The organism is Serratia ficaria (assembly GCF_900187015.1).
In the GTDB taxonomy this organism is placed as follows: Bacteria; Pseudomonadota; Gammaproteobacteria; order Enterobacterales; family Enterobacteriaceae; genus Serratia; species Serratia ficaria.
This window is the reverse complement of the sequence record NZ_LT906479.1, coordinates 232,418-255,094: the sequence shown is the minus strand read 5'-3', so window position 1 is coordinate 255,094 and position 22,677 is coordinate 232,418. Positions and strand designations below refer to the sequence as shown.

At 61.7% G+C, this 22,677-nt stretch carries 22 protein-coding genes and 1 pseudogene; 4 read left to right on the top strand and 19 right to left on the bottom strand.

The window, feature by feature from the left end; translation table 11 throughout:
- Nucleotides 1-8: 8 nt before the first annotated feature.
- Both ubiD and pepE read right to left on the bottom strand, forming a co-directional pair.
- A complete protein-coding gene (gene ubiD / locus CKW09_RS01160; RefSeq protein WP_095095094.1) occupies nt 9-1,505 on the bottom strand; it encodes a 4-hydroxy-3-polyprenylbenzoate decarboxylase in 1,497 nt (498 codons plus the stop codon).
- Between the two features lie 87 nt (nt 1,506-1,592).
- The gene (gene pepE / locus CKW09_RS01155) at nt 1,593-2,318 is read right to left on the bottom strand and encodes a dipeptidase PepE (protein ID WP_061798727.1); all 726 of its coding nucleotides are present in this window, start codon (nt 2,316-2,318) and stop codon (nt 1,593-1,595) included.
- Between the two features lie 243 nt (nt 2,319-2,561).
- Here pepE and rfaH point away from each other — a divergent pair.
- Nucleotides 2,562-3,052: pseudogene (gene rfaH / locus CKW09_RS01150) on the top strand (transcription/translation regulatory transformer protein RfaH).
- Between the two features lie 47 nt (nt 3,053-3,099).
- Here rfaH and hemB read toward each other — a convergent pair.
- The 12 genes from hemB to udp all read right to left on the bottom strand — a co-directional run bounded on the left by hemB (nt 3,100) and on the right by udp (nt 13,676).
- On the bottom strand, nt 3,100-4,122 hold the full coding sequence (hemB, locus tag CKW09_RS01145; RefSeq protein ID WP_061798731.1) for a porphobilinogen synthase: 1,023 nt from the start codon (nt 4,120-4,122) through the stop codon (nt 3,100-3,102).
- Between the two features lie 14 nt (nt 4,123-4,136).
- Complete coding sequence (tatD, locus tag CKW09_RS01140; protein ID WP_061798733.1) at nt 4,137-4,919, bottom strand: 3'-5' ssDNA/RNA exonuclease TatD; 783 nt, start codon at nt 4,917-4,919, stop codon at nt 4,137-4,139.
- A 54-nt stretch (nt 4,920-4,973) separates the two neighbouring features.
- Nucleotides 4,974-5,744: a Sec-independent protein translocase subunit TatC gene (gene tatC / locus CKW09_RS01135; RefSeq protein WP_061798735.1), complete on the bottom strand. Its 771-nt coding sequence runs from the start codon at nt 5,742-5,744 to the stop codon at nt 4,974-4,976.
- Between the two features lie 3 nt (nt 5,745-5,747).
- The gene (gene tatB, locus CKW09_RS01130; RefSeq protein ID WP_095095092.1) at nt 5,748-6,236 is read right to left on the bottom strand and encodes a Sec-independent protein translocase protein TatB; all 489 of its coding nucleotides are present in this window, start codon (nt 6,234-6,236) and stop codon (nt 5,748-5,750) included.
- 3 nt (nt 6,237-6,239) lie between these two features.
- A complete protein-coding gene (tatA, locus tag CKW09_RS01125; RefSeq protein ID WP_061798738.1) occupies nt 6,240-6,503 on the bottom strand; it encodes a Sec-independent protein translocase subunit TatA in 264 nt (87 codons plus the stop codon).
- 80 nt (nt 6,504-6,583) lie between these two features.
- A complete protein-coding gene (gene ubiB / locus CKW09_RS01120) occupies nt 6,584-8,215 on the bottom strand; it encodes a ubiquinone biosynthesis regulatory protein kinase UbiB (RefSeq protein WP_061798740.1) in 1,632 nt (543 codons plus the stop codon).
- A complete protein-coding gene (ubiJ, locus tag CKW09_RS01115) occupies nt 8,212-8,820 on the bottom strand; it encodes a ubiquinone biosynthesis protein UbiJ (protein ID WP_061798847.1) in 609 nt (202 codons plus the stop codon). The genes ubiB and ubiJ overlap by 4 nt, the downstream gene beginning before the upstream one ends.
- A 13-nt stretch (nt 8,821-8,833) precedes the next feature.
- Nucleotides 8,834-9,589, bottom strand: coding sequence for a bifunctional demethylmenaquinone methyltransferase/2-methoxy-6-polyprenyl-1,4-benzoquinol methylase UbiE (ubiE, locus tag CKW09_RS01110; protein ID WP_061798741.1), 756 nt, complete (start codon nt 9,587-9,589; stop codon nt 8,834-8,836).
- Nucleotides 9,590-9,668: 79 nt separating this feature from the next.
- On the bottom strand, nt 9,669-11,216 hold the full coding sequence (gene rmuC / locus CKW09_RS01105) for a DNA recombination protein RmuC (protein ID WP_061798743.1): 1,548 nt from the start codon (nt 11,214-11,216) through the stop codon (nt 9,669-9,671).
- A gap of 140 nt (nt 11,217-11,356) precedes the next feature.
- Entirely contained in the window at nt 11,357-11,887 is a 531-nt protein-coding gene (locus CKW09_RS01100) for a DedA family protein (RefSeq protein WP_061798745.1), read from the bottom strand.
- A gap of 88 nt (nt 11,888-11,975) precedes the next feature.
- Complete coding sequence (locus CKW09_RS01095; RefSeq protein ID WP_061798747.1) at nt 11,976-12,758, bottom strand: tyrosine-protein phosphatase; 783 nt, start codon at nt 12,756-12,758, stop codon at nt 11,976-11,978.
- 156 nt (nt 12,759-12,914) lie between these two features.
- Nucleotides 12,915-13,676 (bottom strand): uridine phosphorylase, encoded by a 762-nt coding sequence (gene udp / locus CKW09_RS01090; RefSeq protein ID WP_061798748.1) that lies wholly within the window; start codon nt 13,674-13,676, stop codon nt 12,915-12,917.
- Nucleotides 13,677-14,178: 502 nt separating this feature from the next.
- Between udp and CKW09_RS01085 the strand changes: the two genes are divergently transcribed.
- Nucleotides 14,179-15,015 carry a dienelactone hydrolase family protein gene (locus tag CKW09_RS01085; RefSeq protein WP_095095089.1) on the top strand — a complete coding sequence of 279 codons (837 nt, stop codon included), beginning with the start codon at nt 14,179-14,181 and terminating at the stop codon, nt 15,013-15,015.
- 121 nt (nt 15,016-15,136) lie between these two features.
- On the opposite strand, the gene metE is transcribed toward CKW09_RS01085, so the two are convergent.
- Nucleotides 15,137-17,428: a 5-methyltetrahydropteroyltriglutamate--homocysteine S-methyltransferase gene (gene metE / locus CKW09_RS01080; protein WP_095095087.1), complete on the bottom strand. Its 2,292-nt coding sequence runs from the start codon at nt 17,426-17,428 to the stop codon at nt 15,137-15,139.
- A 90-nt stretch (nt 17,429-17,518) separates the two neighbouring features.
- On the opposite strand from metE, the gene metR reads away from it, so the two are divergent.
- Nucleotides 17,519-18,469 carry an HTH-type transcriptional regulator MetR gene (gene metR, locus CKW09_RS01075; protein WP_061798753.1) on the top strand — a complete coding sequence of 317 codons (951 nt, stop codon included), beginning with the start codon at nt 17,519-17,521 and terminating at the stop codon, nt 18,467-18,469.
- 36 nt (nt 18,470-18,505) lie between these two features.
- On the opposite strand, the gene CKW09_RS01070 is transcribed toward metR, so the two are convergent.
- Nucleotides 18,506-19,366, bottom strand: a complete 861-nt coding sequence (locus tag CKW09_RS01070; protein ID WP_095095084.1) for a carboxylate/amino acid/amine transporter — start codon at nt 19,364-19,366, stop codon at nt 18,506-18,508.
- A gap of 151 nt (nt 19,367-19,517) precedes the next feature.
- On the opposite strand from CKW09_RS01070, the gene CKW09_RS01065 reads away from it, so the two are divergent.
- Nucleotides 19,518-19,844, top strand: a complete 327-nt coding sequence (locus CKW09_RS01065) for a hypothetical protein (protein ID WP_061798757.1) — start codon at nt 19,518-19,520, stop codon at nt 19,842-19,844.
- Here CKW09_RS01065 and CKW09_RS01060 read toward each other — a convergent pair.
- From CKW09_RS01060 to CKW09_RS01050, 3 genes are all read right to left on the bottom strand, one after another.
- Complete coding sequence (locus CKW09_RS01060; protein ID WP_095095081.1) at nt 19,825-20,781, bottom strand: AEC family transporter; 957 nt, start codon at nt 20,779-20,781, stop codon at nt 19,825-19,827. The genes CKW09_RS01065 and CKW09_RS01060 overlap by 20 nt on opposite strands.
- Before the next feature lie 81 nt (nt 20,782-20,862).
- Nucleotides 20,863-21,600 carry a glycerophosphodiester phosphodiesterase gene (gene ugpQ, locus CKW09_RS01055; protein WP_061798849.1) on the bottom strand — a complete coding sequence of 246 codons (738 nt, stop codon included), beginning with the start codon at nt 21,598-21,600 and terminating at the stop codon, nt 20,863-20,865.
- Nucleotides 21,600-22,673 (bottom strand): sn-glycerol-3-phosphate import ATP-binding protein UgpC, encoded by a 1,074-nt coding sequence (locus tag CKW09_RS01050; protein ID WP_061798761.1) that lies wholly within the window; start codon nt 22,671-22,673, stop codon nt 21,600-21,602. Before CKW09_RS01050 ends, ugpQ begins: the two co-directional genes overlap by 1 nt.
- Nucleotides 22,674-22,677: the final 4 nt, after the last annotated feature.

The window sequence follows — 22,677 nt, the reverse complement described above, 5'->3', positions numbered from 1 at the left end:
GCCTGACGTTAAAGCGTCGGTTCCCTGTCACTGAAGATTGCGAGCTCATCCCAGATTTCGTCGACGCGCGCACGCACCTTTTCATCCATCTGAATCGGACGGCCCCATTCGCGCTCGGTTTCACCCGGCCATTTATTGGTGGCGTCCAGCCCCATCTTCGAACCCAGTCCGGAAACCGGCGAGGCGAAGTCCAAATAGTCGATCGGCGTATTCTCCACCAAAACGGTATCCCTTGCCGGATCCATTCGGGTGGTTATCGCCCAGATCACGTCATTCCAGTCGCGCGCGTTGACGTCATCGTCACAGACGATAACAAATTTGGTGTACATAAACTGACGCAGGAACGACCAGACGCCCATCATCACGCGCTTGGCGTGGCCGGCATACTGTTTTTTGATGGTCACTACCGCCAGACGGTACGAACAGCCTTCCGGCGGCAGGTAAAAATCAACAATTTCCGGGAATTGCTTTTGCAGGATCGGCACAAACACTTCGTTCAGCGCCACGCCCAAAATCGCCGGTTCGTCCGGTGGACGGCCGGTATAGGTGGAGTGATAAATCGCATTGCGGCGCTGGGTGATGTGAGTCACGGTGAACACCGGGAAACTGTCTATCTCGTTGTAATACCCGGTGTGATCGCCATACGGGCCTTCCGGCGCCATTTCCCCCGGCTCGATGTAACCTTCCAGCACGATTTCCGCGCTGGCCGGCACTTCAAGATCGTTGGACAGGCACTTGACCACTTCGGTTTTGTTGCCGCGCAGCAGCCCGGCGAAGGCGTACTCGGAAAGGGTGTCCGGCACCGGCGTCACCGCGCCGAGGATCGTAGCGGGGTCGGCGCCCAGCGCCACCGCGACCGGGAAACGCTCACCGGGATGCGCCTGGCACCATTCCTGGTAATCCAGCGCGCCGCCGCGGTGCGACAGCCAGCGCATGATCACTTTATTCCTGCCCAGCACCTGCTGGCGGTAGATACCCAGGTTCTGCCGCTCTTTATGCGGCCCGCGGGTGACCGTCAGCCCCCAGGTGATCAGCGGCGCGGCGTCTTCCGGCCAGCAGTGCATCACCGGAATACGGCTCAGATCGACGTCGTCGCCCTGCCACACCTGCTCCTGGCAAGGCGCGGAACCCAGCACCTTGGTCGGCATGTTCAGCACCTGCTTGAACTTCGGCACCTTGTCGAACAGATCGCGGAACCCCTTCGGCGGCTCGGGTTCTTTGAGGAACGCCAGCAGCTTGCCCACTTCGCGCAGCGCGCTGACATCCTCCTGGCCCATGCCCATCGCCACGCGGTTGGCGGTACCGAACAGGTTGCACAGCACCGGCATGTCGTACCCTTTCGGGTTTTCAAACAGCAGCGCCGGGCCGCCCGCACGCAGGGTGCGATCGGCAATTTCTGTCATTTCCAGATAGGGATCAATCGGCTGGCTGATGCGTTTTAGTTCCCCTCTCTTTTCCAGCAACGAGAGGAAATCGCGTAAGTCACGGTATTTCATGCTGATCATTATAACGGCCAGTGAGGAGGGCATTATAAGCCCTCTTCACGCTTGTTGCTGCAATTTTGTTAAACGCCGCCCAATACCGGGCGACCCTCAGCGGCAGATGAAGGGCACCAGCGCGGCCAAAGCCCGCGTATCCTGATACTCGCGGGTCTCTTCGCCGTGGCGGAATACCTTGAACCCCTGCTGCCTGGCGCTGAAATAACTCAGTTCATCGCCCTCGACGTGCAGCAGGCTGCCTTCGCGCAGCGCCACCACCGATTCGCTCGGATTGACCACGCAGAACTCCGCCAGGCGCTCGTCGCGGGTTTCCCCCATATGACCGCTGATATGGGCGTCGATATAGTGCGGGTTAATCTGCACCGGGAACAGCCCCAGCGCCGGCAACACCACGCTGCAGCGCACCGGCATGTCATTGGTGGTGCGGATGCTCGGCGTCGCCACGTTGCAGCCGGCGCTCCAGCCGACGTAGGGCACGCCGCGCTCGCGCACCGCACGCTGGATAGGCACGATCAGCCCCTGCTCATGCAGCATCTGGTTCAGCATCCAGGTATTGCCGCCGCTGACCAAAATACATTCCGCTTCGGCGATCGCCGCCGCCGGGGAGGCCGCGTGATGAATGCTGGCGACCTCGATGCCCAGGGTCTGCGCCAGCTCCTGCGCGCGCTGGTCATAGTCATTGCGGAGCATCGCGTAAGGGATAAATACCGCGGATTTAACGCCGCGGCGCTCAATCATCGCCAGCAGCCGGCTCTTGGCGTACCCCAGCAGTTCGGCTTCGTCAGGCAGCTTGCCGTTGCTCAACAGAAATAACTCCATCTCTCCCCCAAATCAAAAACGATGAATAGCGTCACATCTGGCGGCGCCGGGCCTTGCCATACTGTGACGGTAACAAATTTTTAGCCCTCTGTTATACCCGAGCCGTGCAGACAAGTGTGTGACCCTCCGCTAATAGCCAACTATTCATGGAGATAGCGCCGGTTACAAGCTGAAACCTGCATCACTATGTATCCGTAATAGCTTTTGATATGCTTACCGGCTGGCAGAAAGGCATGTGAAATTATGGAATCCTGGTACTTACTCTATTGCAAACGCGGCCAGCTGTTACGGGCGCAGGAACATCTGGAACGGCAGGAAGTGAACTGCCTCAGCCCGATCATCACGCTGGAAAAAATCGTGCGCGGCAAACGCATCGCGGTCAGCGAACCCCTGTTCCCCAACTACCTGTTCGTGCAGTTCGACCCGGAGCGCATTCACACCACCACCATCAGCGCCACCCGGGGCGTCAGCCACTTCGTGCGCTTCGGCTCGCTGCCGACCACCATTCCGCACAAGGTGATCGAAGAGCTGCAAACGCACGCCAGCGAGGCTTACGTCGATCCGGAAACGCCGCAGCCGGGGGACACCGTGCTGATCGTCGACGGCGTATTCGAGGGGGGCTGCAGGCCATTTATACCGAACCGGACGGCGAAGCGCGCTCGATGCTGTTGCTGAACCTGATCAACAAGCAGGTCAGCCAAAGTCTGGACAATCGGCAGTTCCAGAAGCTGTAATGCAGAAAGGCGCCCGCGGGCGCCCTTCGTTTTTATGCGGTCAGCGCTTAGCGCTGCATCGCCTCATCATGCAGCCACTGGGCGACCCGCTTGGCGAAGTAAGTCAGCACGCCATCGGCGCCGGCGCGTTTGAAGCACATCAGGGATTCCATCACCGCAGGCCGTTCCTGCAGCCAGCCATTCTGGATCGCCGCCATGTGCATGGCATATTCGCCGGACACCTGGTAAGCGAAGGTCGGCACGCCAAAGGTGTCTTTCACCCGGCGCACCACGTCCAGATACGGCATGCCCGGCTTCACCATCACCATGTCCGCGCCTTCCTGCAGATCCTGCGCAATCTCTTGCAGCGCTTCGTCGCTGTTGGCCGGATCCATCTGGTAGGTCTTCTTGTTGCCGCCCTTCAGGTTGCCGGTGGAACCCAGCGCATCGCGGAACGGGCCGTAGTAACAAGAGGCATATTTGGCGGAATAGGCCATGATTTGGGTATTCACCAGGCCTTGCAGCTCCAGGCGATCGCGTATCGCACCGATGCGGCCATCCATCATGTCGCTTGGCGCCACGATTTCCGCCCCGGCTTCGGCATGAGACAGCGCCTGACGCACCAGAATCTCTTTGGTGACGTCGTTAATCACATAGCCTTGTTCATCGATCACCCCATCCTGCCCGTGGGTGGTGTAAGGGTCGAGCGCGACGTCGGTCAGAATGCCCAGCTCCGGCACCGCGTCCTTCAGCGCGCGCACCGTGCGCTGCACCAGACCGTCCGGATTATAAGCCTCTTCCGCATGCAGCGATTTCAGGCCCGACTCGATGACCGGGAACAGGGAGATCACCGGCACGCCGAGCTTGGCGATGGCTTCCGCTTCCTTGATCAACAGATCGATAGTCATGCGCGATACGCCGGGCATCGATGAAACCTCTTCCTGGCGGTTGCTGCCTTCCATGACAAATACCGGATAGATCAGGTCGTTGACCGTCAGCTGGTTCTCGGCGACCAGACGGCGACTGAAGTCATGACGGCGCACGCGGCGCATACGGCGACCAGGGAAGGTGCCCGGAAATGCATAGCTCATAGTTTTCTCCTAACTCAAACCAGCCGGAATAGCCGGCGGGCGTTCTCATCGGTTTTTTGCCCCAGCCATTCAGGATCTTCCTGGCGCCAGGCGGCCACCTGACGAACGATATGGGGCAGAAAACCGGGTTCGTTGCGGCGAGATGCAGGTTTAGGGTGTAAATCCCGGGGCAACAGATAGGGGGCGTCGGTTTCCAGCAATAAACGCTCCGCCGGGATCCGCGGCAGCAAGGCGCGCAGCTCCAGGCCGCGCCGCTCGTCGCATACCCAACCGGTGATCCCGATCGACAGGCCCAGCGACAGGCAGCGGTCTAATTCTTCGGCGGTGCCGGTAAAACAGTGCACCACGGCCGCGGGCAGTTTATCCAACCAGGGCGCCAGCAGCGCGGCAAAACGTGCGTGTGCGTCGCGACAATGCAGAAAAACCGGCATCGCCAGTTCCGCCGCCAGCGCCAACTGGGCGCTGAATGCCGCCTCCTGCTGCTCCGGCGTAGAGAAATTGCGGTTGAAATCCAGCCCGCACTCGCCGATCGCCGCCACTTCGGAACGCGTGGCCAGCGCATGGATCTGCTCGGCGCTCTGCGCATCCCAGCCGCTGGCGTAATGCGGATGCACGCCGGCGGTCGACCAGCAATAGCCGGCATCCTGCTGAGCCAATTCACTGGCCTCGCGACTCTCCTGCAGATCGGTGCCGGTGATTAGCAGCCCGGTCACCCCGGCGGCGCGCGCGCGCTCCACCACCTGCCGGCGGTCTTTGGCGAACTGGGGGCTGGTGAGGTTCACGCCGATATCAAACATGGTTTTTCCCAAAGCAAAAGCCGCCCAGCGGGCGGCTCGGAAACACAATACGGACTACGCGGCCGGGGGGTCTTCACCCTCGTCTTCTTCTTCCGGCTGCGGACGACGTTTGCCGGTATAGAAGCGGGCGAAGAACACCCCCACTTCAAACAGCAGATACATGGGTATCGCCAGCAGGGTTTGCGAAAATACGTCCGGCGGCGTCAGCAACATACCGACCACAAAGGCGCCGACCAAAACGTAAGGCCGTTTTTTCTTCAGATCTTCCGGCGACGTAACCCCGCTCCAGCACAGCAGAATGATGGCGACCGGCACTTCGAAGGCCACGCCGAACGCCATAAACAGCGCCATGACGAAGTCGAGGTAGTTATTGATGTCGGTGGCGATCATCACCCCTGCCGGCGCAGTCTTGGCGAAGAAACCGAAGGCCAGCGGGAACACGATGAAGTAAGCGAAGGCCATGCCGAGATAAAACAGCAGGCTGCTGGAAACCAGCAGCGGCATCATCAACCGGCGTTCATGCTTATACAGCGCCGGCGCGATAAAGGCCCAAACCTGATACAGGATCACCGGCGCCGAAACGAACACCGAGACGATCATGGTCAGTTTGATCGGGGTAAAGAACGGTGACGCCACGTCGGTGGCGATCATGCTCGCGCCCGCCGGCAGCTGCTTGATCAACGGCGCGGACACCAGCTGATAAATGTCGTTGGCGAAATAGACTAACGCCAGAAAGATCGCCAGTACGCTGATGATCGAGTTTAACAGCCGCTTACGCAGTTCTATCAGATGACTGATAAGGGGTTGGGTATCTTCAACAGCCATGTTTTAACGATCGCCACTAGGTTGGTGAGACGCTGGGGTTTTATCCGCAACAGGTTCGGCCGCCGCTTCAACGGCAACCGGCTTTTTGACCGGCTGCGCGACGACGGGCGCTTCCGCCGGCGTCACGCCGTCGTCGTGAATGGCTTCCGGGTCAGTGGCCAGCGGGTTATGGATGGTATGCGCCAGTTCGTCCTTTTCGCCCTGATAGGTGCGCTTCAGCGACTCTGCGGCGTCTTTCAATTCATCCATTGACGCCTTCAGTTCCGGCGTCAAATTCTGCAAACCGGCCTTCTCGGCTTTTTTCAGGCTGTCCTGCAGCTCCTGCAGCTTCAGCTCCTGAGAAAGCTCGTGCTGCACCGAAGCCGCCAGCGAGCGCAGCGCGCGGATCCAGCCCGAAACGGTTCTGACCGCTACCGGCAACCGTTCCGGCCCGAGCACGACCAGGCCGATAACCAGCACCAACAGCAGCTCACTAAACCCAATGTCAAACACGGTTTATACCTGCTCTTTGTTCTTCGACTCTTCGGTTTTCACTTCCGGCTGCTTATCGGTAATAGGCTTGGCCGTGAAGTCAGCGTCGTCCAGGCTGCTTTTCTCAGCCGTATTGGTCGGCGGTGGAGTTTCGTCGCCGATCGCCTTTTTGAAACCCTTGATTGATGCACCGAGATCGGAGCCCAGCGTGCGGAGCTTTTTGGTGCCGAACAGCAGCACCACGATCACTGCGATGATCAACAATTGCGTAATACTAATACCGCCCATTCCAATTACCTCTAATTTTAAAAGGGTATTTCAAAGCCAGCCGCATTATAGGGCAGACTTTACCAGAGTATCGAGTCAATTCAGGTGGTTCGCTTCCAGCCAATCACCCAGCATACGATGCCGGCGGCCATCATCCAGGCGGGGAATACCTCGACCTGGCCCAGCAGCAGCAACGTACCGCTTACTAACAGTGTAGCGCCAACGCCGAACAGATAACGCGATTGCCCTTGGCGAACCCGCTGGGCCTGCATTTGGTTGGTCAGCTTATCAACGCTTTGTTGCAGCAGTTTATGTTGCTGCAGGCTGTCGTAAAACAATTCAGGCAGCTCGGGCAGCTTCTCCGCCCAGAACGGCGCCTTTTCTTTCAGCGCGCGTATTACCGCCGGAATGCCGACCTGATCGCGCAGCCAGCTCTCGAGGAACGGCTTGGCGGTGGTCCACAGATCCAACTGCGGGTAGAGCTGGCGGCCCAGACCTTCAACATACAGCAAGGTCTTCTGCAATAACACCAGTTGCGGCTGCACTTCCATATTGAAACGGCGCGCCGTATTGAACAGGTTCAGCAGCACGTTGCCGAACGAGATCTCCGCCAGCGGCTTCTCGAAAATCGGCTCGCAAACGGTGCGGATGGCGAATTCGAAATCTTCTACGTTGGTGTCGCGCGGCACCCAGCCGGAGTCGACGTGCAGCTCTGCCACCTTGCGATAATCGCGGTTGAAGAAGGCGATGAAGTTTTCCGCCAGATAACGCTTGTCGTCCTTGTTCAACGAGCCGACGATGCCGCAGTCGATGCCGATATAGCAGGGATCTTCCGGGTGTTCGTAGCTGACGAAAATATTACCGGGATGCATGTCCGCATGGAAGAAGCTGTCGCGGAATACCTGGGTAAAGAACACCTGTACGCCGCGCTCCGCCAGCAGTTTCATGTTGGTGCCCTGCTGTTCCAGCGTGGCGATGTCCGATACCGGAATGCCGTAAATCCGCTCCATCACCAGCACGCTTTCGCGGCAGTAATCGGAGTAGACTTCGGGCACGTACAGCATCGGGCTGCCTTCAAAATTGCGGCGCAGCTGAATGGCGTTGGCCGCTTCGCGCAGCAGGTTCAGTTCGTCCAGCAGGGTCTTTTCGTACTCGCGCACCACTTCGCGCGGGCGCAGCCGGCGGCCGTCCGGCATCAGCATCGGCACCCAGCCGGCCAGCCGGTACATCAGGCGAACGTCGGCCTTGATGATCGGCCCGATATCCGGTCGAATCACTTTCAGCACCACTTCCTGGCCGGTGGTTTTCAGCCGGGCGGTATGCACCTGCGCAATGGAGGCCGACGCCAGCGCCTGCTGGTCAAAATCGTCAAACCAGGTCTCCAGCGGGCCGCCCATCGCCTGTTCTATATGCTTGCGCGCCAGCGCGCCGTCAAAGGGCGCTACCCGGTCCTGCAGCAGCGTCAGCTGATCGGCGATGTGCGGCGGGAACAGGTCACGGCGGGTCGACATCATCTGACCGAATTTGATCCACACCGGGCCCAGCTCCTGCAGCGCCAGCCGCAAACGCTCGCCCAGGGGTTTATCCTTGTGGCGATTCGGCATCCAGAACAGCAGCCGGCGGCCAAAGCGCAGCGGCAGGGTCAGCCGCATTTTAGGGATCAGTTCATCCAGACCATAGCTGAGAAAAACGCGGACGATCAAATACAGGCGGCGCAGTTCGCCAGGGGTCATCGCTTGCCCTCCAACTTGTCCATGCGGGCGAGCAGCGCTTGCGCGCTGCGGGTGACGGCGTCAACTTCCTCGTTGAACCACACCACTTCCAGCGGCCCCGGCGCCAGGCGCCATTCTTCGGTCAGGGTTTCCGCCACATCTTGTTGCCGACGCTGCACACCGGCCTTCAGCAGGCCGGCGCCTTTGCCCAGCGCCTGGGTAATGCCCTGCGCGGCGATATCGCCGATATAAGGCGCCAGCCATTCGGCCGGATCCCATTCCGCCAGATCCAACAGCCCGACCAGCTGTTGCACCACCTGGATGTCGCCTTCCACCGTCAGCTCGCCGCTGCGCATCAGCACTGGCAACTGTTGGCGATCGCGCAGCTTGAGCAGCGCCGGAATGCGGCTGCGCACCTTGCAGTCGGCGTCGTCTTCGGACTGCCCCAGCACGTCGACCCGCAGCTCGCTGAACACCAGCACCAGCGGCGAGGCCAGCTCTTCCAGTTCGATACGCAGCACCTTGCCCGCCAAGCGCTGCCGGGCGGCTTTCATGCTGCGGTCGCGAAACAGCAGGCTGTTCAGCGAGGTTTCCAGCGCCCCGGTCAATAGCGGGGTAAACAGCATCGGCATATTCATATCAGAACTTGAAGCCCCGATGCAGCGCCACAATGCCGCCGGTCAGGTTGAAATAGGTCACGTTATCGAAGCCGGCGTTGCCCATCATGCCCTTCAGGGTTTCCTGATCGGGGTGCATGCGGATCGACTCGGCCAGATAGCGGTAGCTGTCCGGATCCTTCACCACCAGCTCGCCGATTTTTGGCAGCACGTGGAAAGAATAAGCGTCGTAGGCCTTGCTCAGCGGCGCCAGCAGCGGCTTGGAGAACTCCAGCACCAGCAGGCGGCCGCCCGGCTTCAGCACGCGGAACATCGAACGCAGCGCCTTGTCCTTGTCGGTCACGTTGCGCAGGCCGAAAGAGATGGTGATGCAGTCGAAGTAGTTGTCGGGGAACGGCAATGCTTCGGCATTGGCCTGCACATAGTTGATGTTGCCGACGATGCCGCGATCGCGCAGCTTTTCGCGCCCCATCTTCAGCATCGAATCGTTGATGTCCGCCAGCACCACCTGCCCCTGCTCACCGACCATGCGGGAGAACTTGGCGGCCAGGTCGCCGGTGCCACCGGCCAGATCCAGCACCCGCTGCCCGCGGCGCACGCCGCTGCAGTCAATGGTGAAACGCTTCCAGATGCGGTGGATGCCGAACGACATCAGGTCGTTCATCACGTCATACTTGGCCGCTACCGAATGAAAAACGTCCGCCACCATGGCCTGTTTTTCGTCTCTAGCGACGGTGCGAAAACCGAAATCGGTGGTTTCCTGCGGTTGTTCTGCCATTGTCCTGCCTGCTATTCAGTCAATTTTGTGGGGTTGAGTGTACCAGAACCCCAAGGAATACCCCACCTCGCCGCGGCGTTCAGCCATGCGAAACGGAGCCTGGTTCTTCGGCGGGATTGTCATCTTCCGCCTGCGGCACTGCGGCGGCCTCGTCGTCGTCCGCCGCCGCATCGGCTTCATCTTGCTGCGCGCCGGCCTGCTGCGCCAGCAGCGGGTTGATAGGTCGCTTCACTTCAACCCCCAGCGCGCGGAAGCCCTCGGTCTGGCCGATAAGATTACCACGGCCTTCGCTCAGTTTGTTCATCGCCTGGCGATAACTGCCCTGCGCTTTATCCAGGCTTTGCCCCAGCGCGGACATGTCGTCCACGAACAGCCGCATCTTGTCGTACAGCTTCGCCGCCCGGTCGGCGATGCGCTGGGCATTTTGGCTCTGATGTTCGTAGCGCCACAGGTTGGTGATGGTGCGCAGCGCCACCAGCAGCGTGGTGGGGCTGACCAGCATAATGTTGTGCTTGAGCGCCTCGCTGATCAATTCGGGCTCGCGGTCGATCGCCAACAGGAAGGCCGGCTCGACCGGAATGAACATCAGCACGTAATCCAGCGAACGCAGGCCGGGCAACTGCTGGTAGTCCTTGCGCCCCAGCAGCCGGATATGGCCGCGCAGCGAGGCGATATGCTCATTCAGCGCCGCTTCGCGCTCCGCCTCGTCTTCCCCGTTGAAATAGCGTTCGTAGGCGATCAACGACATCTTGGCGTCGATCACCACGTCCTTGCCCTGCGGCAGCCGGACGATGACGTCTGGCTGCATGCGGCTCTGGTGGTCCACCCGTACGTTGACCTGGGTTTCATACTCGTGGCCTTCGCGCAGGCCGGAGGCCTCCAGCACCCGGCTAAGCACCACCTCGCCCCAGTTGCCCTGGGTTTTATTGTCCCCCTTCAGCGCCTTGGTGAGGTTGATGGCTTCGCGCGCCATCTGCGCATTGAGCTGCTGCAGATTACGGATTTCGTGCGTCAACGTATGGCGCTCGCGTGCTTCCTGGCCAAAGCTGTCCTGCACCTGGCGGCGGAAGCCGTCCAGCTGTTCGCGCAGCGGCAGCAACAGGCGATCCAGGCTCTGCCGGTTCTGTTCATCCACCTTGCGCCCGCTGTGTTCGAAAATGCGGTTGGCCAGGTTTTCGAACTGCGTGGTGAGGCGCTGTTCGCTGTTGATCAGCAGGCGCTGCTTTTCTTCCGCCGCCATGCGGGTCTCCTCCAGACGGATGGTGACCTCGCGCAGTTCGGCTTCCTGCACGCCGTTGACCTCGCGCTGGGCGCGCAGCTCCTGATTGAGCAGTTCGCACTCGTTGCGCCAGTGATTGAGCTGTTGCAGCTTTTCGTGCCCGGCCGCCAGCTGGCTGTGCAAATTGCGCAGCTCCAGATCGCTCTGGCGCATCTGTTGTTCCTGGCGCTGCAGCGTCTCCTGCCGGGCCGTCGCTTCCTGTTGCGCCTGCAGCAGCGATTGCTCCAGCAAGCGCAGCTCGGTTTCATGCTGCGCGCCGGCCTGCTGCGCCCGCAGGCTGGCGATCAGCCACCCCAGCAGCATGCCGATAACCACCCCACCCATACCGTAAACCAGACTGGTATCCACCCTGCCTCCTGTTGCGCCTTGCCGTTCCGGCGTTTCACTCGCCCGTTGCCCGTCACGTTAAGGGGATGCTGTATGGATGTCCAGCCTGATTTTGCACGCTGCGGGCAATATTGCGCGCCGGCGCGCAACTCAGGCGAAAGTCAGCCCAACCATTGGCTTAACCACTTGATGCCGAACGCCCCGGGCGCCAGAATGCCAAACGCCCAGATCATCGCCGAAGTGATGTTCGCCAGTTGGAAATAGCGCTGCGGCATGCCGCATATGCCCCCCACCAGCGGCACCACGGCGCGCAGCGGGCCGAAGAAGCGGCCGATGAAAATGCCCACTACGCCCCAGCGCTCAAAAAACGCATGGCCGCGCGTCAATAACTGCGGATTGCGCGACAGCGGCCACATGTGCGCCACCCGGTCCTGATAGTGATAGCCGATCCAATAGGAGATCCAGTCGCCGAAGAAGGCGCCGGCGGCGGCGGCGGCCCAGATCGGCCAAAACGCGATGCCGCTTTCGCCGATCAACGCGCCCAGCGCCAGCAGGATCACCGTGGCCGGCAGCAGCAGCGACAAAAACGCCAGCGACTCGCCGAACGCCAGGAAGAAGATAATGGGAAGGGCCCAGCCCTCGTGCTGACGCACGACGTCGCTGACCCAGTTGATAACGTCATTGAGGCTCAATACGGGGCTCCTGATACGCGATATTCCACCGCCAAGGATACGCAATGTCAGCCGGAACGAGTTAAACCCCGGCTAAACATCAGGCGGTTTACTCGAGGTAAAACGCCTGCAGCGTTTCGCGCTGGGCCGCCCCCAGACCGTACTCCGCCTCCAGCCAGCGATCGGTAGAGCCGTATTGTTCGCGGATGCAGCTCAGGGCGGTCATCAGAAACTCTTCGCGCGCGCTCAGCACGTAGGCGAACTGCCCGAGCGCGGCCGCGTTCAAGCGGATCGACAGCTGATCCAACATCTGCTCGCGAAAGGTCGCCAGCGTGGTTTCGGTCAGCAGGTAATCTTCGGTCACCGTCGCTTCGTCGGCGCCCAGCGCAAACAGCACCAGCGCCGAACCTATCCCGGTGCGGTCTTTACCCACCGCGCAGTGCTGCACAATCGCGCCGTCGCCGGGGTTGCTCAGCAGCTGCGCCAGCCGCTTGTAGGCCGCATTGCCGAACGGCAGGCGGCGATACAGCTCCAGCATGAACGCCCGGGCGTCAAAGCCGGCCAGCGTTTCGCTGGTGAGCTTTTCCAGGTTGGCGTTGACCTCGTTGCTCAGCGGGTTGGCCGGCACGTGGTGATAATCGGCGCCGCGCCACAGGATATCCGGCTTGGCCTGCACCTCGTCGGCGTCGCGGTAGTCCAGCACCGATCGCACCGGCACGCCGGCCAGAAACTCGCAGTCTTTCTCCGTCAGCCGCTCGAGCGAGCCGGAACGGAACAGCAGGCCGCGTTTGATGCGGCGCCCATCGGCCACGCCGTTGCCGCCAAAATCGCGAAAGTTGATACCGCCGTCGAGCGGCGCAAGCGAAGGGTGAAGCAGGATTTGGGCGGTCATAAACGTCCTCATTGTTATGGTTTGACAACGCGCTGCGGCGGCGGCCAACATGCAATAACGCTGCGGCCGTCGGCGTGACGCCGATGGCTATAACCGTAACAGATTAACCGCGAATGGAAAAACGGGCCGCAGAGCGACCCGTTGAACAACAGGGGATTACAGCAGGCGGCGCGCGGCGTCCACCACGATCTGCACCGCTTTGCTTTCGGTGTTTTTCATGGTTTCCGCGTTCGGGATCTCTTGCTGGGTACGGTTGACGATCACCCCGGCGACCATACCGGCGCGCAGGCCCTGGCTGGCGCACATGGTCAGCAGGGTGGCGGATTCCATTTCATAGTTCATCACGCCCATCGCCTGCCATTCTTCCATCGAGCCTTTGAAACGGCTGACCACGCGGCCGGAGTAAGTGTCGTAGCGCTCCTGGCCCGGGTAGAAGGTATCGGAAGACGCGGTCACGCCAATATGGGTAGTGGCGCCGCTGGCTTTGGCCGCTTCCACCAGCGCGGTGGTGCAGGCAAAGTCCGCGACCGCCGGGAACTCCATCGGCGCGAAGTGCAGGCTGGCGCCGTCAAGACGCACCGCCGCGGTGGTGACCAGCACATCGCCGACGTTGATGTCGGACTGAATGGCGCCGGTGGTGCCGATGCGCAGGAAGGTGCGAATGCCCAGCTGCGCCAGCTCTTCCACCGCAATCGAGGTGGATGGGCCGCCGATGCCGGTAGAGCAGACGATCACCGCCTTGCCGTCCAGCTCCGCGCGCCAGGTGGTGAATTCACGATGGGAGGCCAGATGCACCGGATTTTCCATCAGCTTGGCAATTTTCTCTACGCGCTGCGGATCGCCCGGCACGATGGCAAGCTGAGCCCCTTGTAAATCACTTTTGGTGAGGCCGAGATGAAAAACGTCAGATTGAGACATACGAGACTCCTCATGGATCATGTTTATTGGGAGGAACAAAAAAGCACTCTACTGAAAACTGCCGGTCAATTTCGTGACGGCAATCACCATGAGCAAAGAAACAGAAATCAAACTACATAATAATTGTGATTTTTATCACAAAAATCAGGTTAACGCCCCAACGATAAACACCACCAGCCTAGCCGACGAACCCACTTCGCCGCTGTCCTGCGCGCTGCCCCACCGAGGCGGCCGCCCGCCTGCCGAAATCCTTTGGCCGCAGGGAGGGAATAACCGCATTCTATCGGTGACTTAGCGACAAAAAAGGCGCCTAACGCACCTTATGGCACTTACAGGGGCCAAAATGCGCAATAGCATGATAAAAAGGGCTTAAAAATGCCGTAAAGCCAGATAATTAGCCGTTTTTTACCGACTTGGCCGAAAGTGCTCCACTCGATGCCAATAACGGGTAATCTTTCCTATAGTTAATCTCAGCGTTTTTTTCTATTGCACGGAGACCGCAATGAAAACCGACCACGTGATGACATTACAACAGGCCGCGGGGGGATTCGCCCCGGCCGCCGCACCGTTGGCCGCCTCCGCTATTCTCACCGACGAACAGGGCATTCACGCCGGGCAAACCACCATCCCTTCCCAGGGCGATGAACTGCCGGCCTACATCGCCAAACCCGCCGACCACGGTGGCCCCTTCCCGGTGGTGCTGGTGGTGCAGGAAATCTTCGGCGTGCACGAACATATTCAGGATCTGTGCCGCCGCCTGGCCAAGCAGGGTTATCTGGCAATAGCGCCGGAACTCTACTTCCGCCAGGGCGACGCCAACGACTACAGCGACATCGGCGAGCTGTTCCAGCAGTTGGTGACCAAGGTGCCGGACCGCCAGGTGCTGTCGGATCTGGACCATGCCGCCCACTGGGCAACGCGCCACGGCGGCGACGCCGGCAAACTGGCGATAACCGGCTTCTGCTGGGGCGGCCGCATCACCTGGCTGTACGCCGCGCACAACCCGCAGCTGAAAGCCGCGGTCGCCTGGTACGGCAAGCTGGTGGGTGAAAAAACGCTGAATTCGCCGAAGCAGCCGGTGGACGTTGCGACCCAGCTGTCGGCGCCGGTGCTGGGGCTGTATGGCGGGCAGGACGACAGCATTCCGCAGGAGACGGTGGAAACCATGCGTCAGGCGATCCGCGCCGCCAACGCCGAGGCGGAAATCGTGGTCTACCCCGAGGCAGGGCACGCCTTCAACGCCGATTATCGTCCGAGTTATAACGCCGAAGCGGCGGCGGACGGCTGGCGACGCATGCTGGACTGGTTCGCGCAGCACGGCGTGGCCGGCGTCGAGTAATCCCCTCCTCGGCGGCTGCGGCGGCCGTCTGCAGACATAAAAAGGGGCGCCTGGGCGCCCAATATCATCACACCAGAACCTCAATGCACGGCGGCCCCGATGCCCGACCGCCGCGCCGCGATCAGGCTCGTTGCTCGCGCAGGCGCTGCGCCGCCAGCACCATGTTGGCCAACGACTGCCGGGTTTCCGGCCAGCCGCGGGTTTTCAGGCCGCAGTCCGGGTTTACCCACAGGCGCTCCGCCGGGATGTTCTGCGCGGCTTTGCGCAGCAGCGCTTCGATCCATTCCACGCTCGGCACGTTCGGCGAGTGGATGTCGTACACGCCCGGGCCGATTTCATTCGGGTATTCGAACTCCTTGAAGGCTTCCAGCAGATCCATATCGGAACGCGAGGTTTCGATGGTGATTACGTCGGCATCCAGCGCCGCGATGGAGTCCATGATGTCGTTGAACTCGCAGTAACACATATGGGTGTGGATCTGGGTATCATCCCGCGCCACAGCGGCGTTCAGTTTGAAAGCGTCCACCGCCCAGTTCAGGTAAGCGGCCCAGTCGGATTGGCGCAGCGGCAGGCCTTCGCGCAGCGCAGGCTCGTCGATCTGGATGATGCCGATGCCGGCTTTCTCCAGGTCTGCCACTTCGTCGCGCAGCGCCAGGGCGATCTGCCTGGCGATCACTTCACGGGTCACGTCCTCACGCGGGAACGACCAGCACAGGATGGTCACCGGCCCGGTCAGCATGCCTTTCACCGGTTTTTCGGTCAGCGACTGGGCGTATTTCGCCCACTCGACGGTGATGGCTTCCGGGCGGCTGATGTCGCCGATGATCACCGGCGGCTTCACGCAGCGGGAACCGTAGCTCTGCACCCAGCCGTTCTGGGTGAAAACGAAGCCGTCGAGGTTCTCGCCGAAGTATTCCACCATGTCGTTGCGCTCGGCTTCGCCGTGCACCAGCACGTCCAGCCCCAGGCGCTCCTGCTCGACGATCGCCTGTTTGATGTGTTCGCCGATGCTGGTGCGGTAGTTGTTGCCGTCCAGTCGCCCCTGTTTGAAGTCCAGGCGCAGGCTGCGGATCTCGGTGGTCTGCGGGAACGAGCCGATGGTGGTGGTCGGCCAGGCCGGCAGGTGGAAGCGCTCACGCTGCGCCTGGGCGCGCTCGGCGTAAGGGCGCCGGCGCTCGCTGTCCTGCGCGGTGATCGCCGCCAGACGTTGTTCCACCTGCGCATTGTGCACCCGACTGGACTGGCGGCGGGCGCGGATTGGCGCGCTGTAGGCGTCCAGTTCGGTCTGTTTCGCCGCACCCGGCGCATTCAGCGCCGAGCTCAGCAGCGCCAGTTCGGCGCATTTCTGCAGCGCGAAGGCGAACCAGCTCTTCACTTCGTCGTCCAGGCGGCTTTCCACGCTCAGGTCGATCGGGCTGTGCAGCAGCGAACAAGAGCTGCCGATCCACAGCGGGCGGCTACCCACCAGCGGCTGCAGGCGTTCGAACCAGTCGCTCAGATCGGCGCGCCAGACGTTGCGGCCGTTGATCGCGCCCAGCGACAGCAGCCACTCTTTTGGCAGCGCGTCGTTCAAGGCGGCGATATCGTCGTGGCCGGCGACCAGATCGACGTGCAGCCCCTGCACCGGCAGGGCGCGGACCGTCTCGAGGTTATGGCCGACGCTGTCGAAATAGGTGGTCAGCAGCAGCTTGGCCTGGCCCTGCAGCGCGTCGTAAGCCGGCTTGAAGGCGGCCAGCCATTCCTGCGGCAGCTCCAGCACCAGTGCCGGTTCGTCGATCTGCACCCATTCGACGCCGCGCCTGGCCAGCTCGGCCAGCACCTGTTGGTAAACGGGCAGAATGTCCTTCAACAGCGACAGGCGGTCGAACTGCTCGCCCTTCACTTTGCCCAGCCACAGGTAAGTTACCGGGCCCAGCAACACCGGCTTGATCTTGTGGCCCAGCGCCAGCGCTTCGTCAACTTCGTCCAGCAGCTGGGTCCAGCCCAGTTTGAACTGCTGGCCCTGGTGAAACTCAGGCACCATGTAGTGGTAGTTGGTGTTGAACCACTTGGTCATTTCCGCCGCCGCCGCCGGTTCGCCGCTCGGGGCGCGGCCGCGGCCGATGCGAAACAGCGTATCCAGATCGATAGCGCCGTCCGCATTCTGATGACGCGCCGGCACGTTGCCCAGCAGCAGGCTGGTGGTCAACACGTGGTCGTACCAAGCGAAATCGCCGACCGGCACCAAATCCACTCCGGCCTGCTGTTGCTGTTGCCAATGGCGAGCGCGCAGCTCGCGGCCAACCGCCAGCAGTTCTTCCTGCGTTGAGTTGCCAGCCCAGTAGCTTTCCTGAGCTTTTTTCAGTTCACGTCGTAGCCCAACGCGCGGAAAACCCAGCGTGTGATTTAAAATTGCCATCGTCATATTCCCCATTTAGCCGTCCAGATGTTTACACATCCATAATCCGCAGGTACTGTATTAACCACAAGCGCAATTTATTCACTGTCACTGTGAAGGACTCTCATGATCGAACTGAAACACTTACGGACGCTGCAGGCTCTGCGCAACACCGGTTCGCTGGCGGCGGCGGCGGCCCAACTTCACCAGACGCAATCTGCCCTGTCGCATCAGTTCAGCGATCTGGAGCAGCGCCTGGGCTTCAAGCTGTTCGTTCGCAAAAGCCAGCCGCTGCGCTTCACCGCGCAGGGCGAGATCCTGTTACAGCTGGCGGAGCAGGTGCTGCCGCAGATCCAGCAGGCGCTGCTGGCCTGCCACGAACCGCACCAGGCTACGTTGCGCATCGCGATTGAATGCCACAGCTGCATCCAGTGGCTGACGCCGGCGCTGGACAACTTCCGCCTCCGCTTCCCGCAGGTGGTGATGGATTTCAAGTCCGGCGTAACCTTCGATCCGCAGCCGGCGCTGCAGCAGGGCGAGCTGGATCTGGTGCTGACCTCGGACATCTTGCCGCGCAGCGGCCTGCATTATTCGCCGATGTTTGATTTTGAGGTGCGGTTGGTGCTGGCGCCGGACCATCCGCTGGCGAGCAAGCCGCACATTGAGCCGGAAGATCTCAGCGATGAAACGCTGCTGATTTACCCGGTGCAGCGCCAGCGGCTGGACATCTGGCGGCATTTCCTGCAGCCGGCGGGCGTCAGCCCGGCGCTGAAAAGCGTGGATAACACGTTGCTGCTGATTCAAATGGTATCGGCGCGGATGGGGATTGCGGCGCTGCCGCACTGGGTGGTGGAAAGCTTTGAGCGCCAGGGGCTGGTGGTCACCAAAACCCTGGGCGACGGCCTGTGGAGCCGCCTGTATGCCGCGGTGCGCGACGGCGAGCAGCGTCAGGCGGTGACGGAAGCCTTTATCCGCTCTGCGCGCCAGCACGCCTGCGACCATCTGCCGTTCGTGCGCGACGCGGCGCGCCCCATCCCCGGCGGCGCCGGCGTCAAAGGGCTGGGCTCGCAGCCATAACGCTTCGGGCCGCCTGCGCTTGGGCGGCCCGTCGCTTCAGCCGACCTGCTTCGGCGCCACCCAGCGGCGATGTACCCACAGCGACGCGACGATCACCGCCCCGCCGATGATAAAGCTGGGCCAATGCGGTTGCTGCTGCCAGATGGCCAGGTTCACCAACAGCCCGGCCGGCACATGCATGTTATTCATGATGCCCAGCGTGCCTGCATCCACCTGGGTCGCGCCGTAGTTCCACATGAAGTAACCCAGCCCGGAAGCCACCGCCCCCAACCAGATCAGCACTCCCCATTGCAGGTTGGTGGTCGGCAGCTGCTGCGGATTGCCCCACAGGCACCAGGCCACCACCGCCACCGCCAACGCCCCCAGGTAGAACCAGGAGAACGCGGTGTGCTGCGGCAGCGGGTGCACCTCCATCAGGCGCTTATAGCCGACCATGCCGATGGCGAAGCTGATGTTCGCCGCCTGCACCAGCAGCAGGCCCCACCAGAAATGCTCGCTCAGCTGATGGTAACGGATGATAGCCGCCCCCAGCACCGCCAGCAGCGCGCTGAACACATAGCCCCAGCGCAGGCGCCGGCCGCTGAGCAGATCGTAAATCAGCGTGACGTACAGCGGGGTCAGCACGGTGAACAGCAGGAACTCCGGCACCGTCAGGTACAGATAGGCGCGGAAGCTGAACAGGTACATGATGCCGAGCTGGCAGGCGCCCACCAGCATATACAGCAGGATCACCTTTGGCCGAATGTTGCGCCAGCGCAGGAACGGCAGAAATACCAGCGCCGCCAGCCCGATGCGCATCAGCACCGAGAACCAGCTATCGACATGGCCCGCCAGATATTCGCCGATCAGGCTGAAAGAGAACGCCCACAGAATGGTAGTCATCACCAGAAGCAGCACGATGGGTTCACCCTAAAAATTCAGAAAGGGCGATTGTAACGGAAGGCGCGGCGCGGGGTAACGAAAAGGCGGTTGACGTCTGCTCGAAATGCAAACTGTCGGCAAATTTTCACCTTTGGATTAGGCTTAATGGAAAGGCGAGGTAAATATCATGAAAACTTATCACATTCTGTTCGGCCTGCTGCTGCCCGGTCTGGCGGCCGCGGCCAACGGCGTCACCGAGCTCGACTCACAGCAGCAGTTGCTCAACCAGCGCAGCCAGCAGGCGCAGCAGCAGCGCATGCTGAACAATCAGCAGCTGGACCAGCGCCGCCTGCAGCAACAGCGGCAGTTCGACAACCACCAACAGCGGCTGCTGAAAACCACGCCAAACGGCGGCCAGCCGCTGCCAAACGGCAATCAGCCGCGCGATCCGTTCCAACGCACGGCGCCGGCGGTGCCGCAGGCGCCGTTGCCGGCTACGCCCGCACGCCCATAACGGTGAGGATTAAAGGGGTGGTGATCGCCGCCAGCGCGGTGGACATCACCAGGCTGGTGGCGGCCGGGCCGGTGAGCACGTTGAACTGACGCGACATCAGATAAACGTTCACCCCCACCGCCATCGATCCCAACAGCACCACCACGCGGGTTTCCATCGGCGGCAGGTCCATCATCCAGGCCAGCAGCCAAACCACCAGCGGCTGCACAAGCAGCTTGAGGAAACAGATGGCGCTGCTCAGCTGCCAGCCTTCGCCAATGCGATATTCCGCCAGCCCCATGCCGAGCACCACCAGCGACAACGGCGCCGCCACCTGGCCGAGCATGCTGACCGGCTGATCGACGAACGCCGGCAGCGGCAGCCCGGTGAGGCTGAACAGGGTGCCGGACAGGATGCCGATGATCAGCGGGTTAGTCAGTACGCTGCGGGCGGTTTTGATGAAGCCGTGCAGCGTCGGCGAACCGTTGCGCGCCCATTCAATGGAAACGGTCACCAGCGTCCACAGGATCAGGCCGTTGAACACCAGCACCAGCGCCACCGACGGGATCGCCGCCTCACCGAGCATGACGCTGGCGATCGGCAGGCCGAGCATCACGTTATTGGAGAAAATGCCGCCCAGCGCGAACACCGAACCTGACACGCCGTCCAGGCCGAACAGCCGGCGGGCGGCGATGCGGCCGACGACGAACACCACCAGGCAGCTGCCGAAGAAGGCGATCAGCAGCCGGGCGTCCACCGCCGGCCGCTGCGAGAAATCGCACATCATGCGGAACAGCATGGCCGGCAGCGCGAGGGAGAAAACGAAGCGGGTCAGGCCGTCGGTGACTCCTGCAGGCCATTTCCCCCAGCGAATCAGGCCGTATCCCAGCACGATCAACACAAATAACGGTAAAGACAGCACTATCTGGTGCCACAGTGAAACGATAAAGGCGGACATCACATTCCTTCCGGTGGCGCGGCGGCGGGCAATGTCGTCGCGGGTTTCAACGGGCGCCGTTATTCCTCAATGCTCTGCAATTCAGAAATCCGGGCCGATCAAATCTATCCGGTCGGTACAAATGCAGTCAACGCCCCAGTCCAGCAGCAAGCGCGCGCGTTGCGGCTGATTGACGGTATACGCCAGAATGCGCAACCCGGCGCCTTTCAGCGCCGCCACCCGTTCAGCGGTCAGCTCTTTATGGTTGATATGCAAGGAGACGCAGCCCAATCGTTCGGTGAGTTCACGCCAGTTGTCGTCCCATTCGTCCAGCAACAGCCCGCGCGGCAGGTCCGGTACGGTGCGCTGCGCCGCCGCCAGCGCCTCAACCGAGAACGAGGACAGCAACGGGTCGGTCTGCCCCTGCCACAGCAGGCGCGCCGCCAGCGCCACTACCCGGCCGGTTTCGTCGTCGCTGCCGGTGGTGGGTTTGATTTCGATATTGGCCATCAGCCCGTGTTGCCGACAACGCTCCGCCACGTCCGACAGCAGCGGCAGCCGCTCGCCCTTGTAGGCCGAGCTGTACCAGTTGCCGGCGTCGAGCTGCACCAGCTTGTCCCACGGCAGTTCGCCCGCCACGCCCCAGCCGTTGCTGGTGCGATCCAGGGTATCGTCATGCAGCAGGAAGATTTGCCCGTCCTGCGCCAGCTTGGCGTCAAACTCGATCATTTTATGGCCGTGGCGCGCGCCGACGTCGATCGCCGCCAGGGTGTTTTCCGGCGCCAGAGAACCGCCGCCGCGGTGGGCGACGATATGAGGATAAGACCAGGCTGTGGTCATCATTCCATCCTTAATCCGCTGTGGGTATCAAAAAAGTGCAGCGCCTGTGCAGGCAGCTGCAAATATAGCGTACTGCCCGCCGCCGGCAAGGTTTCATGCGTCAAACGCGCGATCACCCCGTGGCCGCCCCACTGCCCGTGCGCCAGGTTGTCGGCGCCCAACAGCTCCAGCGTTTGCAGCTGCAGCGGCACGCCGCCCTGCTCGCGCGTGGCCAGTCGAATATGCTCCGGGCGGATGCCCAACGTCAACTGGCGCCCCGCCCACTGAGGTTTGGCCTGCGGCAAGGTCAGCGTCATGCCGCCCGCCAGCTGCAGTTGGCCGCCGTCGGCGCTCAGGCTGCCCGGCAGCAGGTTCATCGCCGGCGAGCCGATAAAGCTGGCGACGAACAGCGACGCCGGGCGCTGATACACTTCGCTCGGGGTGCCGATTTGCTCCGCCACCCCTTTGTTCATCACGATCACCCGCTGCGCCAGGGTCATCGCCTCCACCTGGTCGTGCGTCACGTACAGGCTGGTGGTTTTCAGCCGGCGATGCAGCTGCTGCAGCTCGAGGCGCATCTGCACCCGCAGCTTGGCGTCCAGGTTGGACAGCGGTTCGTCGAACAGAAACACCGCCGGTTCGCGCACGATGGCGCGCCCCATCGCCACCCGCTGGCGCTGGCCGCCGGACAGCTCGCGCGGCTTGCGCCGCAGCAGCGGCTCCAGCTCCAGAATGCGCGCCGCCTCCTCAACCCGCTGACGGATATGATCCTTGCCGAACCCGCGGATCTTCAGGCCGTAGGCCATGTTGTCGTACACGCTCATGTGCGGGTACAAGGCGTAGTTCTGGAACACCATCGCGATGCCGCGATCCTTCGGCTCCAGATCGGTGACCCTTTGGCTATCGATATAAATATCGCCGCTGGTGGTGCGCTCCAGCCCGGCCACCATGCGCAGCAGCGTGGATTTGCCGCAGCCGGACGGGCCGACCATCACGATAAACTCGCCGTCCGCCACATCGAGGTCGATCTGTTTGATCACCGGCGTTTTGCCGTCGTAAGACTTGGTGACCGCCTGTAGTTTTAAACCTGCCATGTGA